Source organism: Enterobacter cloacae complex sp. ECL411, from assembly GCF_021869665.1.
Lineage (GTDB): Bacteria > Pseudomonadota > Gammaproteobacteria > Enterobacterales > Enterobacteriaceae > Enterobacter > Enterobacter intestinihominis.
In genome coordinates, this window is the sequence record NZ_CP091486.1 from 948757 (window position 1) to 964687 (window position 15931).

At 53.3% G+C, this 15931-nt stretch carries 16 protein-coding genes; 9 read left to right on the forward strand and 7 right to left on the reverse strand.

From position 1 onward, the window contains the following. Together L3069_RS04510 and hha are read left to right on the forward strand one after the other, a co-directional pair. On the forward strand, nt 1-1074 hold the full coding sequence (locus L3069_RS04510; protein ID WP_157874901.1) for a fimbrial protein: 1074 nt from the start codon (nt 1-3) through the stop codon (nt 1072-1074). A gap of 49 nt (nt 1075-1123) precedes the next feature. Further along, a complete protein-coding gene (gene hha / locus L3069_RS04515) occupies nt 1124-1327 on the forward strand; it encodes a hemolysin expression modulator Hha (protein ID WP_038415439.1) in 204 nt (67 codons plus the stop codon). Between the two features lie 366 nt (nt 1328-1693). On the opposite strand, the gene L3069_RS04520 is transcribed toward hha, so the two are convergent. The 5 genes from L3069_RS04520 to L3069_RS04540 form a co-directional block, all read right to left on the reverse strand. Next, nucleotides 1694-2188: a DUF523 domain-containing protein gene (locus L3069_RS04520; RefSeq protein ID WP_038415440.1), complete on the reverse strand. Its 495-nt coding sequence runs from the start codon at nt 2186-2188 to the stop codon at nt 1694-1696. A gap of 169 nt (nt 2189-2357) precedes the next feature. Beyond that, nucleotides 2358-3104 (reverse strand): cyclopropane-fatty-acyl-phospholipid synthase family protein, encoded by a 747-nt coding sequence (locus tag L3069_RS04525; RefSeq protein WP_058677392.1) that lies wholly within the window; start codon nt 3102-3104, stop codon nt 2358-2360. A gap of 10 nt (nt 3105-3114) precedes the next feature. Next, nucleotides 3115-3372, reverse strand: a complete 258-nt coding sequence (locus L3069_RS04530; protein WP_022647185.1) for a YjhX family toxin — start codon at nt 3370-3372, stop codon at nt 3115-3117. Between the two features lie 259 nt (nt 3373-3631). Next, complete coding sequence (locus tag L3069_RS04535; protein ID WP_022647186.1) at nt 3632-5569, reverse strand: bifunctional diguanylate cyclase/phosphodiesterase; 1938 nt, start codon at nt 5567-5569, stop codon at nt 3632-3634. 17 nt (nt 5570-5586) lie between these two features. Next, nucleotides 5587-6081: a molybdopterin-dependent oxidoreductase gene (locus tag L3069_RS04540; protein WP_022647187.1), complete on the reverse strand. Its 495-nt coding sequence runs from the start codon at nt 6079-6081 to the stop codon at nt 5587-5589. 182 nt (nt 6082-6263) lie between these two features. On the opposite strand from L3069_RS04540, the gene L3069_RS04545 reads away from it, so the two are divergent. Next, nucleotides 6264-6773: a hypothetical protein gene (locus L3069_RS04545; protein ID WP_022647188.1), complete on the forward strand. Its 510-nt coding sequence runs from the start codon at nt 6264-6266 to the stop codon at nt 6771-6773. 22 nt (nt 6774-6795) lie between these two features. Here the strand turns inward: L3069_RS04545 and L3069_RS04550 are convergent, their stop codons facing one another. Together L3069_RS04550 and L3069_RS04555 are read right to left on the reverse strand one after the other, a co-directional pair. Then, nucleotides 6796-8580 (reverse strand): diguanylate cyclase, encoded by a 1785-nt coding sequence (locus L3069_RS04550; protein WP_038415443.1) that lies wholly within the window; start codon nt 8578-8580, stop codon nt 6796-6798. 114 nt (nt 8581-8694) lie between these two features. Beyond that, entirely contained in the window at nt 8695-9804 is a 1110-nt protein-coding gene (locus L3069_RS04555; RefSeq protein WP_100167810.1) for an AI-2E family transporter, read from the reverse strand. 158 nt (nt 9805-9962) lie between these two features. On the opposite strand from L3069_RS04555, the gene mmuP reads away from it, so the two are divergent. The 6 genes from mmuP to tauD all read left to right on the forward strand — a co-directional run bounded on the left by mmuP (nt 9963) and on the right by tauD (nt 15917). Beyond that, the gene (gene mmuP / locus L3069_RS04560; protein ID WP_023305550.1) at nt 9963-11363 is read left to right on the forward strand and encodes an S-methylmethionine permease; all 1401 of its coding nucleotides are present in this window, start codon (nt 9963-9965) and stop codon (nt 11361-11363) included. Further along, the gene (gene mmuM / locus L3069_RS04565) at nt 11350-12282 is read left to right on the forward strand and encodes a homocysteine S-methyltransferase (protein ID WP_063135994.1); all 933 of its coding nucleotides are present in this window, start codon (nt 11350-11352) and stop codon (nt 12280-12282) included. Before mmuP ends, mmuM begins: the two co-directional genes overlap by 14 nt. Before the next feature lie 222 nt (nt 12283-12504). Then, a complete protein-coding gene (gene tauA, locus L3069_RS04570; protein WP_038415446.1) occupies nt 12505-13467 on the forward strand; it encodes a taurine ABC transporter substrate-binding protein in 963 nt (320 codons plus the stop codon). A gap of 10 nt (nt 13468-13477) precedes the next feature. Continuing rightward, complete coding sequence (gene tauB / locus L3069_RS04575) at nt 13478-14245, forward strand: taurine ABC transporter ATP-binding subunit (RefSeq protein ID WP_038415448.1); 768 nt, start codon at nt 13478-13480, stop codon at nt 14243-14245. After that, nucleotides 14242-15069 carry a taurine ABC transporter permease TauC gene (gene tauC, locus L3069_RS04580; RefSeq protein ID WP_022647195.1) on the forward strand — a complete coding sequence of 276 codons (828 nt, stop codon included), beginning with the start codon at nt 14242-14244 and terminating at the stop codon, nt 15067-15069. The genes tauB and tauC overlap by 4 nt, the downstream gene beginning before the upstream one ends. Then, the gene (tauD, locus tag L3069_RS04585) at nt 15066-15917 is read left to right on the forward strand and encodes a taurine dioxygenase (protein ID WP_023305554.1); all 852 of its coding nucleotides are present in this window, start codon (nt 15066-15068) and stop codon (nt 15915-15917) included. Before tauC ends, tauD begins: the two co-directional genes overlap by 4 nt. Nucleotides 15918-15931: the final 14 nt, after the last annotated feature.

Here is a 15931-nt window from a genome sequence, read left to right on the forward strand (position 1 = left end):
ATGAGAATGTTACTCGCTATTTCATTGTTCATCATGATGCATTTCCCGTCTGTGGCCTTAGCTGCGCCTGTTTGTGACGACACGAATATTGGCCACAGGGAGATAGTATTACCTGGAGGTAGTATTTCACCCGGTGTTGACCATTCTTCGTTTGTCCCAGTATATACAGGTGGTTTCCTTTCGATTAATCTAGCTAACTATTATAATTGTCACGTAACTAGTGGAGACTCTTCAAGTTATGATATGTTTGTTTTTCTTGAACCATTAAATTCATATGGTAACTCTTACTCTTTTAATTCGGGGGCGATGAGGTATTACAGTGTCGTTGCGATGAATGCTCCGGCATTTGGGGTCGGATTATCTACTGCACTTGCTTCACCGCCAGGCATGGCGGTTAATACAGTAGATAAGGTATGGTTTGACTCAAGCTACCAAATACATGGCAGTTATAAAGGTGCATATATTATATCATTGGTTAACGGTTCCCTCTTACAGCCAGGAGTTTTATCGGGGAGTGACCTACCCACTTTTGGCATATACGGTATGATATTTAAGAGTGATGGTACCCCCTATGACGGAAAGAAAATAACGATGGGGTCTGTATCTTTTAGCGGCTCAGTGAATGTTATTCCGTTTACATGCCAGACACCTGATGTGGTCGTGCCGATGGGAAAATATAAAACGACAGATTTCACCGGTGTGGGAAGTACCAGTCAGTGGGTGGATTTCAATATTGAATTAGGTAACTGCCCGGGTAATTACCCAGGGTATTATACATATAAAAACCAAATGAGTGTATTAATTAATCCCGTTTATGGCAATCCGACCCCTGATTCATTCAGTCTCAAATCAGGTACTGGCAGCGCAACGGGGATAGATATGCAGGTCAGAAAGCAAAATGATAGCAGCATGATAACAATGGGAACAGGTTTTGACCCTCTGGGCCCCGTAACCGGGAATACGGGAGTGACGCAATTACGGATCCCTCTGCAGGCCAGATATATACAGTCAGGCGGGCAGGTGACTCCTGGTTTGGCGGAGTCAGCGCTAACGTTCACAATAAATTATTATTAGTATGATAAATAATAATTTTTCTCTCATCCATTGAAATTAAAGAGTCGATATGACCAGACAGGAATGGCTTTTACAACTCAGGCGGTGTACATCAAAAGATACGTTAGAAAAACTCATAGATAAAAACACCTATTCTCTTTCCAGTGATGAGCTGGAGACATTTAACTCTGCGGTCGATCATCGACTGGCCGAACTGACAATGGGGAAACTTTACGACAAGGTACCTCCGGAAGTGTGGAAATTTGTGAAATAAAATGCGGGCGTGGCAGGTAGCACAGCGCCTGCGTGACGTTAAGTTATGTCAAACCTGACGGCTGGAAGAAGAGTAACCTTCTCGTCGTCAGGTGGGCTGAATGCTCCATGCACGTTAAATTTTATGACGTTATTGGCCATCCGCAGATAATCACTAGAAAGGTAACAGGATGGCTGAGATGATCATATTTTTAGCAATTTTCATGTGTCTATCCCTGATCTCATCGACATTTCCGCGCTAACGTTTCACCAAATCGATTGCTGCTTAAAATTAATGAGATTCAGAAAGGTTTTGTGAAGCGTGTTTTTCTCAAAAAATGACATAAACGGATTAAGTGAGTTTTGTCCGTAGCTATTTAAAAAGAACTCACTTTTCTTTTTCATCAATCCAGGCAATCAGATCGGCGAGCCTCTTCTCAGAAAATACGGCTATACCATGTTTGGAGAGTAGCGATGCAGCGACACCCATTCCTGACTTACGCTGGCCGCTGAATGAACCGTCATAGATAAATTGACTACCGCATGTTGGGCTGTCGTCGGTTAATAGCGCCGCGGTACAATCTGACTCCTGAGCGGTACGAAGCGCTAATCTGGCGGCGAGCTGATATTGTTCAGTGACATCCTGCCCATTAATTTCAATTATTCTGACCTGCGCCAGCAATGTATCTTTAATTTCAGCAGAAATAATTTCAACCGGAGGACGGGGCACTGATAAACCGGCGGCCAGTTCTGGACAGAAGATCACAAGGCGTCCTTCTTTCTGCCAGCGCTGCAACTGATCTGACATCTGTGCTTTCTCGCTTCCGTCATAACGTACTTTGAGTCCCGTCAGGCATGCACTTACCAGTATTTTATTGATCATCGTTATCTAATATGACGTAACCCGTATAGCTGTATGTTAACACATTACTTGTATATATCTGTCTCTTAGCGGGGGAATGCTGCGCTGTATCTTTAGACTGATTGAGAAAAAGCATGATCGTAAACGCCAAATGGCGGTATACCCCCAAGGCTATACCGCCAGCGCCATATTATCGCGCCATTAACGCAAACACCCCCCAGCCAAAGTACTCCCGCGAGTACGTCACATGACGTTCAGGCGCTATCGTCAGCTCCGCCCGAACCTCCTGCGCGAAGTCATCTTCTGGGTTTTCCTCCAGCCAGCGACGCATGGTCATCCATTTTGCGGCTTCGTACCTGTCCCAGCCTTCCTGGTCTGCCAGCACCATTTCAACCAGGTCATAGCCCTGTTGATCGAAAGACGCAACCAGACCGGGCAGAGTGAGAAAGTCTGCAATCGACGAGACGCCGCACGCCTGGGCTGTCTCCTCCGTCGCGGGTACCTGACGCCAGTACGGTTCGCCAATGAGCATTATTCCCCCGGGCTTGAGGCTTTTTGCCAGCAGATCCATCGTCCCGGCTACGCCACCCGCAATCCAGGTTGCGCCAACGCAGGCCGCCAAGTCACATTTTTCATTCGCGACATAGCCAGCCGCGTCGTTATGAATGAAATGGACGCGTTCGCTGACGCCGAGTTCCTCTGCGCGCCGCGTGGCCTGCGCGGTGAAGAGTGGGCTCATGTCGATGCCGGTACCGGTGATACCGTAATCACGTGCCCAGGTGCAAAGCATCTCTCCCGAGCCGCTGCCAAGATCGAGAATGCGTGTGCCTCGCTTCATGCGTAACACGCGGCCCAGCGTCGCGTACTTCTCTTGCGTAAAGGGGTTATGAATGCGGTGTTCGCTTTCGCTAACAGTAAAAATACGTGGGATATCCATCATCCTCTCCTTAACGGTTATCGGGCTGGGCGCGGACGTTATTCAGCCCCGTAGTGTTAATGCGGTAGGGCTGACCGTTGACGGATTTGATCAGCTTTTTGGTTTTGAGCTTTTTGAAAACGGCGAGCGTGCAGTCAGCCAGCAGTAGCCCTTCGCGGCTATAGCATTCAACGGCGGTGACGCGGCCGGAGGTGTTGCGGACGTGCACAATACGGCCACCTTTGGCGAGAACGTGTAAGGTACGTTGTTCCTGACGGGATAAATTCATACTGGAAAACCTGTTTAATCATCATGTGCAAAACGTGCAAACACACAGCGGTGTCCGCATTCGATTTCGGCGCATTGATAATCAGTCCGGCCTGGAAAGGTCGGTAAGCTGATTATCGGATGATTACATTCTCCAGCATCAAAGCCTCGGGTTGAGTTGAAAGGTATTTACGGGGTGAATGATAACACCTGATTTTTATAAGTGAATACCCAGGGGTGAAAAACGTGATCACGGTTGGCATCGGGTTGAGGAGAGGGAATCATTCCAGGCCGCTCTTAATTTTGCTGTCGACCTGAGGCTGTGGTTTGCTGAAAAGATATCCCTGCACAAGCTCGCAACCCAGAGCCTGAAGCCGCTCAAGCTGCTCTTCGGTCTCAACGCCCTCGGCTATAACGCCCATATTAAGGCTCTTAGCCATACCGGTAATAAGCTTCACAATATTAAGCGCATCTTCTTGTGTAGATATCGGATTGACAAAAGATTTATCGATCTTGATTTTATCAAAATTCAGTTCGCTGAGTCTGGAGAGCGACGAATAACCCGTGCCAAAATCATCAATGGAAATTCTTACGCCCAGTGCGCGGAGTTTTTTCAGAATCGCAATGGGGTTATTTCTGTCACTAAAGAGGGATGACTCCGTGACTTCTAACTCAAGACGGTTAGCCGGGAGCCCGGTCTCAGCCAGAACGGTCTGCACCGTATTAATAAATGATTTACTGCCTAATTGAACAGGCGAGACGTTTACGGAGATCCTGGCCGGAACAGCCCAGGAGACCGCTTCCCTACAGGCCAGTTTAAGTACGGTTTTACCTATCTCGTTGATCATGCCTGTTTTTTCTGCGGCGAAAATAAAGCTATCCGGGGAAAGCATTCCCTTGACGGGGTGCATCCAGCGAATAAGCGCTTCATAGCCGTAAATTTCCTTGCTGACGGAATTCACAATAGGCTGGTAATAAACAATAAACTCATTGTTTTCTATCGCCCTTGCCATATCATTTTCTAGCGTTCTGCTCTCCTGTAACTTCTGAAGCATTCGCTGGCGGAAAACTTTAATCTGCTGTGAGCCTGCCTTTTTGGCTTCATAGAGCGCCAGATCGGCGAACTTATAAAGATAATCAGCACGTCGTTCATTATCTGATAAAACAATACCCACGCAGGTGGCAATTTTTATAAGCTGGTTATTAATCGTATAGGGTTTACTGATATTCTCGCTGATTTCTCTAGCGCGCAAAACGGCTTCGCTTTCGTTTAACCCACTGGCTAAAAAAGCAAACTCGTCTCCGCCTAAACGGTAAAATCTGTCTGAAATATTGCTCATGGCGGTCAATCGTCTTGATACCTGACGTAACAGTAAATCGCCAGCATCATGACCATAGGTATCGTTGACCTCTTTGAATCGGTCTAAATCAAATAACATTACCGTAACGGGAACATGATTTTCTTCGGCCTCAAGATTGAGTTTGCTGAGCTCATCCCAGAAGTACAGACGGTTTTTCATGCCAGTGAGGGAATCATGGTAAACGTCATACTCTAGTTTTGAATTCTGAATCTGTAGGGTCTCCTTGGATAACTGGAGTTCTTCTGCAAGACTTTCAACCTGCCTGTGCGCTTTAAGGATGTTTTTATTTTGATAGATCGTTAAAAAACCCAGGATAATACTCAGAATGATCAGCAGTAAAGAGAGGGCTGAGTAAATATAATACAGGATCTGTATTTTATGGTTGCTACTGTTAATTGTGCTAATGTCTTTCGTTAACGCGCTTGATGAAAGCTGACTGAGTGGAGCATCCAGCAAATGCATGGTATGAAGGTATGTTTTTACATCCGAATGGCTCATTTTTTCGAGGTTAGCATCCAGATACGTAAGGATTTTATCAAGGCTTAACGCGAGGTCATGATGTGCCTGAACGTTTTTAATGTAATGTCCTAAATCCCCCTCCTTAAACAGATCATTCTGGCTTAGCATAATTTCCAGCCGCATCCGGACCTGGTCTATCGTAACGTCATCGGAATCGGTTGCGTACAGACCAAGCCATGATTCAAAGCGGTAATATTCGGATACCAGTTGGGCGACAGACCATGACTCCGTGTAATGAGTCAGTTTTTGGAGCTCCTGCTGTCGATCGTAAACAAGAAAAGCAATATATCCAGTCGTGATAAAAAGAGAAAAAATGATACCAACCAGTATCCTGTTCATTATGTTCTCCTGAACTGCTATTCAATCTTCATTTTGCTGACCTGCCATGCCGATCGCGAATAATATATCTGATTATTTAATTCAGGAAGACTGTCGTAGGGATATACAATGAATGCCGGACCTTTATCTCGGATGCGCATATATTCACCATTAACCTTCAAAGCGAGTATGGCATTATATTTTTTAAAGTCGCTCAGCGGGATGGCTGTCGCGTAATCATTAAGCGCTATAACATTAACCACGTTACCCTTTGCGCCAATATAATCCATGAGTTTGCTCATTGGAACACCCTCAAACTTTGTGCGGCCATTATACCAGGGGGATGATGTCTGGAAGCTCACCATACCGAGTTTTTCAAGGCTGGCGATATCAAACACGGCTTTTCCACTTTCATTCGTGTTCTCGATATTACCGTAAATCGTTAAAATGGGTTTACCAGCAGGTTTTGGCAACTCACCAGCCAGGGTGACGCTTTGCACTAAAAAGCAGCACAGCATTAGGATTAATCGCATTTCAGCCTCCACGTTTTAACATAAGTATAAGAATTATAATTTAGTTATCCTACTAGTTTATATATTTTATCTCTCCCCACGTTTATCCATCATAATCAGGATGTAAAAACGCCGTCAGTCGGCAGCCACCCGAGCGATGCTTAACCTTCTTACCGCAGACGCATGACAAGGAACCGTCCATCATGAAAAAAGATAGCTATGCCTTTTTAATTCCACTCATCGTTGGCGGGTTAGCGTTGATATTTGGCTTTGTTGTCTGGTCAATCGAGATTTATCGCGTGACATTTCTTACGGCCCTGGGGGAACAGTATCTTGCGGCTGTCACATTGCTGCTGCCGCTGGTGGCGATGGTGATGTTCGCCGCGAAGAGAGCGTTTAAAGACAAAACCCTTGTTGACGTTGTCAAACTTTACCTCGGCCTCATCATCTTCAGCCTGCCGGTTGCCATTTTCGTCATCTTTACCGCGGCCTGGCTACTGAACGGAGAATACTCTGCCTGGAGCCAACCTTACCGGTATGAATCCGGCAGCAGAAATAGCTGTTCGGGGGCGGAAGTCTATGAGCCGGAACTCAAGAGAGAGATCCGCATCTGTTATCCTCAGGGATATTATTTAATCGATGGCACCCTGTACGTGGAAAAGCGGAGTAATTCGCTGGGTATGGTGGTGCTTTGGGCGATCGCGCGATCCTGAACCTCAGGCTCGAATAACCCCTTTAGCCCGCCTCCAGCATCCCAAAGCTGACAATCCGCGAGCGGCCCAGCTCTTTCGCCCGGTACAACGCGACGTCCGCCGCGCGCAGCAGATTATCGCTCTGGGCGTGCTGCGGATAGCTGGCGATCCCGATCGACACATCCACCGGGCCAATCTCCGAAAGCCCGTAGCGCAGCGAAAGCGCATGCACGCCGTTGTAGATCTCCGTTGCAGCGGCGTGCGCTGCTTCCTCATCTGCACCGGTAAGAAGCACCAAAAACTCTTCACCCCCATAGCGGAAGGCCAGCCCGCTATCGTGTACCGCCCGTTGAATAATGGCTGCCACGCTTTTGATCACCAGATCGCCAGCCTCATGACCAAAGCGGTCATTAATGCTCTTGAAGTGATCGATATCGATCATCAGGCAGCTTACCGGCTCCTCGTTACGCACCGCCTGCTTCATTTGAGTACGTAACGTATCTTCCAGATGGTAGCGGTTACGCAGCCCCGTCAAGGGATCGAACAGGGCTTTTTCCAGCAGCGCATCGCGCAGCCGCTGGTTGGCCAGCGCCAGTCCCAGCGCCTCGGCCATCAGTTCCAGATAGGCGCGGGACGGCGCGGTTTCAGGCGTGATGTCCTGGAATGAGAGCAATCCAATCGCCTCGCCCTGAGCAATCAGGGGAACGCATAGCGATTGCTGCGCCTGTGATTCGGGCAGATGATAACAGCCGATATCCGGCTCGCCATTCACTGGCGGATGGCTTTGACCACGCCGGACGGCCCAGCATTCGTCAGGATGGAACGGCTTTTTATCCCCTTCTGGCGATAGCCATTCGGCCGTACAGCGCATCTGCCACGGCTCGCGTTCCAGAATATACAGACGCCCTGAAACCCCCGGCGCAATATTGGGTGCAAACAGCTCCGCCACATTCATCACGTCGGCAAAGTTTTCACAGCCCTGCAACCGCTGGGTCATTCGCGCCAGCAGTTCGCGGATGGCCCAGTCAGCATCGCGCTCTTTTTCCAGCCGCTGCCTTGCCAGCCCGTTCTCACGGAAGATGCGGATGGCCTGCGCCATATCACCGATTTCATCAACCTGGGTAAAGTTCGGCGTTTCGACGGCGTAATCCTGCGATGCAAGACGATGAACTACGTCACTCAGACGCACCACCGGACGGAGTACGCGGCGCTTGAGGATGAAAACCATCACAAACAGGAAGAGCAGGGCGGTCAGGCCGACCATCACCTCAGAGGCCGTTCGAAGCGTTTTGGACGTTTTGGTTGCGGCCTGCACGTCGGCAATAATGCGCTTGTCCAGCAGCATGCGAAAGCGTTCGATAGTGTTGTGTGCCCGTTCGAGTTCCAGCTCATAGCTCTTACCAAACAGCAGCGAAACGGCCTGCTGTTCCTCGCCACGGGCGATGCCGTCAATGGCTGCCTGCTGTTCATCCTGGAGATCGTCTACAATTTTCAGTCCGTCGTACAGCAGCGCCAGCTCTTCGCCCGATGCCCCCGTATTTTTGAGCTGTCGCAGCGTGTGTTCGATATTCTTCAGCTCGGCTTCTTTCGCCTGATATTTCTCAAGCACCTCGGGCTCTTTTTGGATGACGTAAAGCCGCGCCAGATCGGAGAGCATCCAGGTGTCTGTCTCGATCTCCTCCGTCAGCTGATCGAAGACCTGGCGTTGTTTAACGGCTTCACGTTCGATGTTATCGGCGTGGGAAGCCATCAGCATGACGATGCCGGAGGCAATGGTCAGGCACACCGTGACACCATAAGCCCAGTTCGTGATCGTGGCGATTCGCACCTGTTGGATCCTTCTACGACAAATGTGGAAGAGCGTTCATTTCAGATTATAGAAAACCTCTGATTTATCGCGATAAAAAAGGCGGCACAGGGCCGCCTCACAGAACGCGTTTCTTTATAGATCCGGAGAATTTCTCCCCTCTTCGATAAAGTCTGCGTCCAGCTCCTCGGCGTTGCCTGCGTGGTCGCGGCCGGAGAAGAGGTTCCAGCAGGCGATAAACAGAGCGGCAATCAGCGGCCCAATCACAAAGCCGTTAATGCCATACAGCTCCATACCGCCGAGCGTGGTGATCAGTATCAGGTAGTCCGGCATTTTGGTGTCTTTGCCCACCAGCAGCGGACGCAACAGGTTGTCCACCAGCCCGACGATAATGACGAAGAAGCCCACAATGAACAGACCCTGCCACAGCTGGTGAGTGGCAAACAGGAAGATGGCGGCGGGAACCCAGACGATGGCCGACCCAACGGCAGGCACCAGGGAGAGAAATGCCATCAGTGCGCCCCACAATACGCTGCCGTCAATACCGACAATAGCAAAGGCGATACCACCGAGCGTGCCCTGAACCACCGCCACGACCGCCGTGCCTTTTACCGTGGCGCGCGACACGCCGACAAACTTAGCGAACAGGTGCTGTTTGACGAAGTCAGACAGCGGCAGCGAGTCGAGGATCTGGCGCACCAGATACGGCCCGTCTTTCAGCAAGAAAAACAGCAGATACAGCATAATGCCAAAGCTGATGGCAAAGCCGAACGTCCCTTTCCCAATCAGGAACGCGCTGCCCGCCAGATACTGCCCGCCCTGTAACGCGACATCGGAGAGTTTTTTCTGGATTTGCGCGGCGTTGGTCAGGTTGTGATCCGCCAGGAAGCCGCTGGCCCAGTCCGGCAGGCGGTTGAAGATACCGGCGATCACTTCCGGGAACTGCGTGTTGTTCTGTTGCAGCCTGGTGTAAACCATGTTCAGTTCCACCGCGAGCGAGGAAAGGATCACCATCAACGGAATAAACACGATCAGGCAGATAATGCCGAGTGTGAGGAGTGAAGCCAGCCCGTTGCGATCGCCCAGCGCGGTACGCAGTTTGTTTTTCACCGGGTTGAAAATGATGGTCAGGATCGCGGCCCACAGAATCGCCGTGAAATAGGGAGACAGCACGTCAAAGAAGGCCCAGGTTACAAGGGCCAGGATGAGAATAAAGAAACCTTTGGTCAGTCCGTTAAATCGCATAGTGAGTCCTGGTGAAGAAGAAACTGTGTCGACTATAGAACTGATTTAAGGATTTACCAATAATTGCGCTGAAGTCGCGCCGGGTGGCTTTTTGTTAACAATCGCGGTATAACACTCCTTCTTTGGATGTTTAGATGTCCATACGTTTAGAAGGTAACATGCAAACACAACAAGAAAACGGGCAACTTAAGCGCACCATGAAAACCCGCCACCTGATTATGCTCTCGCTGGGTGGCGTTATCGGCACAGGGTTATTCTTCAATACCGGATATATCATCTCGACAACCGGCGCGGCGGGCACGCTGCTGGCATATCTTATCGGTGCGCTGGTGGTCTGGCTGGTCATGCAATGTCTGGGCGAACTTTCCGTGGCGATGCCGGAAACCGGCGCGTTTCACGTCTATGCCGCCCGCTATCTCGGTCCGGCGACGGGGTATACCGTGGCGTGGCTCTACTGGCTTACGTGGACAGTGGCGCTGGGATCGAGCTTTACCGCGGCCGGGTTCTGCATGCAGTACTGGTTCCCACAGGTTCCCGTCTGGACGTGGTGCGTTGTCTTTTGCGCTGTGATTTTTGGTCTTAACGTGATTTCCACGCGCTTTTTCGCGGAAGGGGAATTCTGGTTCTCGCTGGTCAAGGTTATCACCATCGTCGCCTTTATTATTCTCGGCGGCGCGGCCATCTTTGGCTTTATCCCGATGGCGGACGGCTCTGCCGCGCCGGGACTAAGCAACATTACCGCCGAAGGCTGGTTCCCGCACGGTGGCCTGCCGATCCTGATGACCATGGTGGCGGTCAACTTTGCCTTCTCAGGAACGGAGCTTATCGGCATCGCGGCAGGGGAAACGGAAAACCCACACAAGGTTATTCCGGTTGCTATTCGCACCACCATCGCCCGGCTCATCATCTTCTTTATTGGCACCGTGTTTGTGCTGGCGGCGTTGATCCCGATGCAGCAGGCTGGCGTGGAGAAAAGTCCGTTCGTGCTGGTGTTTGAAAAGGTCGGCATTCCGTATGCGGCGGATATCTTTAACTTCGTGATCCTGACGGCGATCCTCTCGGCGGCGAACTCGGGTCTGTACGCCTCTGGCCGTATGCTTTGGTCTCTGTCTAACGAGAAAACGCTGCCGCGCTGCTTTGCCCGCGTCAACAAAAACGGCGTGCCGCTGACGGCGCTTTCTGTTTCCATGCTGGGCGGCGTGCTGGCGCTGTTCTCCAGCGTGGTCGCGCCGGATACGGTGTTTGTGGCCCTGTCAGCCATTTCCGGTTTTGCGGTGGTGGCGGTGTGGATTAGCATTTGCGCGTCGCACTTCGTGTTTCGTCGCCGTCACGTGCAGTCCGGCCAGCCGCTATCCGCGTTGCAGTATCGCGCGCCATGGTATCCGCTGGTGCCCGTGCTTGGCTTTATCCTCTGTCTGGTGGCCTGCGTCGGCCTGTGGTTTGACCCAAGCCAGCGTATTGCCCTTTATTGCGGGCTTCCGTTTGTCGCCCTGTGTTATGGTGCGTACTACCTGACCCGAAATCTGACCACGCAGGAGCCTGAACATGTCGCAGAATAATCCGCTTACCGCCCTCCTTGAAAAACAGCCGTTTGTCGTGCTGGATGGGGCGATGGCAACGGAGCTGGAAGCGCGCGGTTGTAACCTTGCCGACAGTCTCTGGTCGGCCAAAGTGCTGATGGAAAATCCGGAGCTGATCCGCGACGTACACCTCGACTACTACCGCGCGGGTGCACAGGTGGCGATCACCGCCAGCTATCAGGCGACACCCGCAGGCTTTGCCGCTCGCGGGCTGGACGAGTCGCAATCCCGGACGCTGATCGGCAAAAGCGTAGAGCTGGCACGCAAAGCGCGCGAAGCGTACCTGGCAGAGAATGCGCAGGCGGGCACGCTGCTGGTGGCGGGATCTGTGGGCCCTTACGGCGCGTATCTGGCCGATGGTTCCGAGTATCGCGGCGATTATGTGCGTAGCGCTGAAGAATTTACCGCCTTCCACCGCCCGCGTGTAGAGGCGCTGTTGGATGCGGGCGCGGACCTCCTGGCCTGTGAAACGCTGCCTTCGTTCACTGAGATTAAGGCGCTGGCGGCGTTGCTGACGGCGTATCCGCGCGCCCGGGCATGGTTCTCATTTACCCTGCGTGACAGTGAGCACCTGAGCGACGGAACGCCGCTGCGGGATGTTGTTTCTGCGCTGGAAAGCTACCCGCAGGTTGTCGCGCTGGGGATTAACTGTATCGCGCTGGAAAACACCACGGCGGCGCTGACGCATCTGCACAGCCTGACGTCGCTGCCCCTGGTGGTCTATCCGAACTCCGGCGAGCATTACGATGCGGTGAGTAAAACCTGGCATCACCGCGGTGAAACGTGCGAGACGCTGGCGGGGTATTTACCGCAGTGGCTGGAAGCAGGCGCGAAGCTGATTGGCGGCTGCTGTCGGACCACGCCGCAGGATATTGCTGCGCTGACGGTTCAGCGCTGAGGCCTTTGCCGGGCGGCGGCTGCGCCTTACCCGGCCTACAAATTGCACGAACCGTAGGCCGGGTAAGCGTAGCGCCACCCTGCGAAACAACCGCACAAAATTCACTATCCTTTCCCGCTTTTTTTCTAAAAACGAATCGTCATTAGCGATTCTTTTTTATTCCTTTATCAAAATTCTCGCGCCGGAAATACTGCCCTTATAACAACAAGGGGAGCAGACGGTATGGCAATTTCATCGCGAATCACGTTACTTGGTGCACTGGCGCTGTGGGTATTTCAGGCGCAGGCGGTGGACGTCACCGTGGCGTATCAGACTTCCGCGGAACCGGCGAAAGTCGCGCAGGCGGATAACACCTTCGCCAAAGCGAGCGGGGCGAACGTCGACTGGCGCAAGTTCGACAGCGGCGCGGCAATTGTGCGGGCGTTAGCCTCGGGCGACGTGCAGATTGGCAACCTGGGTTCCAGCCCGCTGGCCGTTGCCGCCAGCCAGCAGGTGCCGATTGAAGTCTTCCTGCTGGCATCGCAGCTCGGAAATTCCGAAGCGCTGGTGGTGAAGAAAAGCATCACGAAACCCGAAGATTTGATTGGCAAACGCATCGCGGTGCCGTTTATCTCCACCACGCATTACAGCCTGCTGGCAGCGCTGAAACACTGGGGCATTAAGCCGGGCCAGGTGCAGATCATCAACCTGCAACCTCCAGCGATTATTGCCGCCTGGCAGCGTGGCGACATTGACGGAGCATACGTCTGGGCGCCCGCCGTCAACGAGCTGGAAAAAGATGGCACCGTGCTGACCGACTCCGAAAAAGTGGGGCAATGGGGGGCGCCAACACTTGATGTCTGGGTCGTTCGTAAGGACTTTGCCGAAAAACACCCTGAAGTGGTGAAAGCCTTCGCCAAAAGCGCCATCGACGCCCAGCAGCCTTACATCAGCAATCCGGATGAATGGCTGAAACAGCCCGCCAACCTGGAGAAGCTCTCACGTCTGAGCGGTGTGCCGGAAGCTGACGTGCCGGGGCTGGTGAAAGGCAACACCTATCTGACACCTGCGCAGCAGGTCCAGCAGCTGAACGGGCCGGTGAGCAAAGCGATTGTCGACACTGCGACGTTCCTGAAAGAGCAGGGCAAAGTGCCTGCGGTAGCAGCGGATTACAGCCGGTTCGTGACCGACCGCTTTGTGAAATAAGGGGGCTGCGATGCTGAACATTACCAACCTGTCTGCCGATTACGGCGGCAAACCCGCCCTGAAAGAGATCAACCTGACGCTGGACAGCGGTGAACTGCTGGTCGTACTGGGGCCGTCCGGCTGCGGGAAAACGACGCTGCTGAACCTGATCGCCGGGTTTGTACCGTATCAGCACGGCACGATCCAACTCGAAGGAAAACGGGTCACGGGGCCGGGCGCAGAGCGCGGCGTGGTCTTCCAGAACGAAGGGCTACTTCCGTGGCGAAACGTGCAGGAAAACGTTGCGTTTGGTCTGCAACTGGCCGGCGTAGCGCGTGAACAGCGTCTGAATACGGCGCGCGACATGTTGAAAAAGGTCGGGCTGGAGGGGGCTGAAAAACGCTTTATCTGGCAGCTTTCAGGCGGGCAGCGTCAGCGCGTCGGGATTGCCCGTGCGCTGGCGGCTAACCCTCAGCTGCTGTTGCTGGACGAACCTTTCGGGGCGCTGGATGCCTTTACCCGTGAGCAGATGCAAACCCTGCTGCTGCGCCTGTGGCACGAAACCGGCAAGCAGGTGCTGTTAATCACCCACGATATCGAAGAGGCCGTGTTTATGGCGACGGAGCTGGTGCTGCTCTCACCGGGACCGGGACGCGTGCTGGAGCGTCTGCCGCTTGAGTTTGCCCGGCGCTATATGGCGGGAGAGCCAGTACGCAGCATTAAATCAGACCCGCTATTTATCGAAAAACGGGAATACATCCTGAGCCGTGTGTTTGAACAGCGGGAGGCGTTCTCATGAGCATTGTCTTCAGTGAAAAAACGCGGCGGACGCGCCGTGCCTTACGCTGGCCGTTCTCTCGCCAGCTCACCTTAAGCGTCAGCACGCTGGTGGTGTTGCTGGCGGTATGGTGGGCGGTTGCCGCGCAGCAGTGGATCAGCCCGCTGTTTCTGCCCCCGCCAGGCCAGGTTCTGGAAAAACTGATCGCCATCGCCGGACCGCAGGGCTTTATGGATGCCACCCTCTGGCAGCATTTAGGCGCCAGTCTGACGCGTATTCTGGTGGCGCTGCTGGCGGCGGTCATTATTGGCGTTCCGGTGGGGATTGCGATGGGACTGAGCCCGACGGTGCGCGGCATTCTCGACCCGCTGATAGAGCTTTACCGTCCCGTACCGCCGCTGGCTTATCTGCCCCTGATGGTGATCTGGTTTGGCATCGGCGAGACGTCAAAGATCTTACTGATATATCTGGCTATTTTTGCGCCGGTAGCAATGTCGGCCCTGGCTGGCGTAAAGAGTGCGCAGCAGGTACGCATACGTGCGGCGCAGTCGCTCGGCGCCAGCCGCGCGCAGGTACTGCTGTTCGTCATTTTACCAGGTGCGCTGCCGGAGATATTGACCGGGTTGCGCATCGGCCTTGGGGTGGGCTGGTCAACGCTGGTGGCGGCAGAGCTGATTGCCGCCACGCGCGGCCTTGGGTTTATGGTGCAGTCGGCGGGAGAGTTCCTGGCGACTGACGTGGTACTGGCAGGGATCGCGGTCATCGCCGCGATCGCCTTTGGATTAGAACTGGGACTGCGCACGCTACAGCGTCGCCTGACGCCCTGGCATGGAGAAATACAATGAGTGAACGTCTGACGATTATCCCGTTGGGGCCGTACATTGGCGCGCAGGTGTCGGGCCTGGACGTAACCCGTCCGCTGAGCGATAACCAGTTTGAGCAGCTGTACCACGCGGTGCTGCGCCATCAGGTGGTGTTCCTGCGCGAGCAGGCCATCACCCCGCAACAGCAGCGCGCGCTGGCCCTGCGTTTTGGCGACCTGCATATCCACCCGGTCTACCCGCATGCGGAAGGGGTGGAGGAAATTATCGTGCTGGACACTCATAACGATAACCCGCCCGATAATGACAACTGGCATACGGATGTTACCTTTATCGACACACCGCCAGCCGGGGCGATTCTGGCAGCAAAACTACTGCCAGAGACCGGCGGCGATACGCTGTGGGCGAGCGGCATTGCGGCGTTTGAGGCGCTCTCCGCGCCGTTCCAGACCTTGCTAAGTGGCCTGCGGGCGGAGCATGATTTTAAAAAATCGTTCCAGGAGTATAAGTACCGTAAAACGGAAGAGGAGCACCAGCGCTGGCTGGATGCGGTCGCAAAACATCCGCCGCTGTTGCACCCGGTGGTGCGTACCCATCCGGTGACCGGCAAGCAGGCGCTGTTTGTGAACGAAGGGTTTACCTCGCGCATTGTGGACGTAACGGAAAAAGAGAGCGAGGCGCTGCTCAGCTTCCTGTTTGCGCATATCACGAAGCCGGAGTTTCAGGTGCGCTGGCGCTGGCAGGAGAACGATCTGGCGATCTGGGATAACCGCGTCACGCAGCATTACGCCAATGCGGATTACCTGCCGCAGCGAAGGATTATGCAGCGGGCGACGATCCTGGGGGATAAGCCGTTCTACCGTGCGGTTTGAGCCCCTCACCCTAA

Bases quoted from the DNA above. Each gene is read 5' to 3' on its own strand.
- L3069_RS04510 (WP_157874901.1), top strand. From the start codon at position 1: ATGAGAATGTTACTCGCTATTTCATTGTTCATCATGATGCATTTCCCG.
- hha (WP_038415439.1), top strand. From the start codon at position 1,124: ATGACCAGACAGGAATGGCTTTTACAACTCAGGCGGTGTACATCAAAA.
- L3069_RS04520 (WP_038415440.1), bottom strand. From the start codon at position 2,188: ATGATCAATAAAATACTGGTAAGTGCATGCCTGACGGGACTCAAAGTA.
- L3069_RS04525 (WP_058677392.1), bottom strand. From the start codon at position 3,104: ATGGATATCCCACGTATTTTTACTGTTAGCGAAAGCGAACACCGCATT.
- L3069_RS04530 (WP_022647185.1), bottom strand. From the start codon at position 3,372: ATGAATTTATCCCGTCAGGAACAACGTACCTTACACGTTCTCGCCAAA.
- L3069_RS04535 (WP_022647186.1), bottom strand. From the start codon at position 5,569: ATGAACAGGATACTGGTTGGTATCATTTTTTCTCTTTTTATCACGACT.
- L3069_RS04540 (WP_022647187.1), bottom strand. From the start codon at position 6,081: ATGCGATTAATCCTAATGCTGTGCTGCTTTTTAGTGCAAAGCGTCACC.
- L3069_RS04545 (WP_022647188.1), top strand. From the start codon at position 6,264: ATGAAAAAAGATAGCTATGCCTTTTTAATTCCACTCATCGTTGGCGGG.
- L3069_RS04555 (WP_100167810.1), bottom strand. From the start codon at position 9,804: ATGCGATTTAACGGACTGACCAAAGGTTTCTTTATTCTCATCCTGGCC.
- mmuP (WP_023305550.1), top strand. From the start codon at position 9,963: ATGCAAACACAACAAGAAAACGGGCAACTTAAGCGCACCATGAAAACC.
- mmuM (WP_063135994.1), top strand. From the start codon at position 11,350: ATGTCGCAGAATAATCCGCTTACCGCCCTCCTTGAAAAACAGCCGTTT.
- tauA (WP_038415446.1), top strand. From the start codon at position 12,505: ATGGCAATTTCATCGCGAATCACGTTACTTGGTGCACTGGCGCTGTGG.
- tauB (WP_038415448.1), top strand. From the start codon at position 13,478: ATGCTGAACATTACCAACCTGTCTGCCGATTACGGCGGCAAACCCGCC.
- tauC (WP_022647195.1), top strand. From the start codon at position 14,242: ATGAGCATTGTCTTCAGTGAAAAAACGCGGCGGACGCGCCGTGCCTTA.
- tauD (WP_023305554.1), top strand. From the start codon at position 15,066: ATGAGTGAACGTCTGACGATTATCCCGTTGGGGCCGTACATTGGCGCG.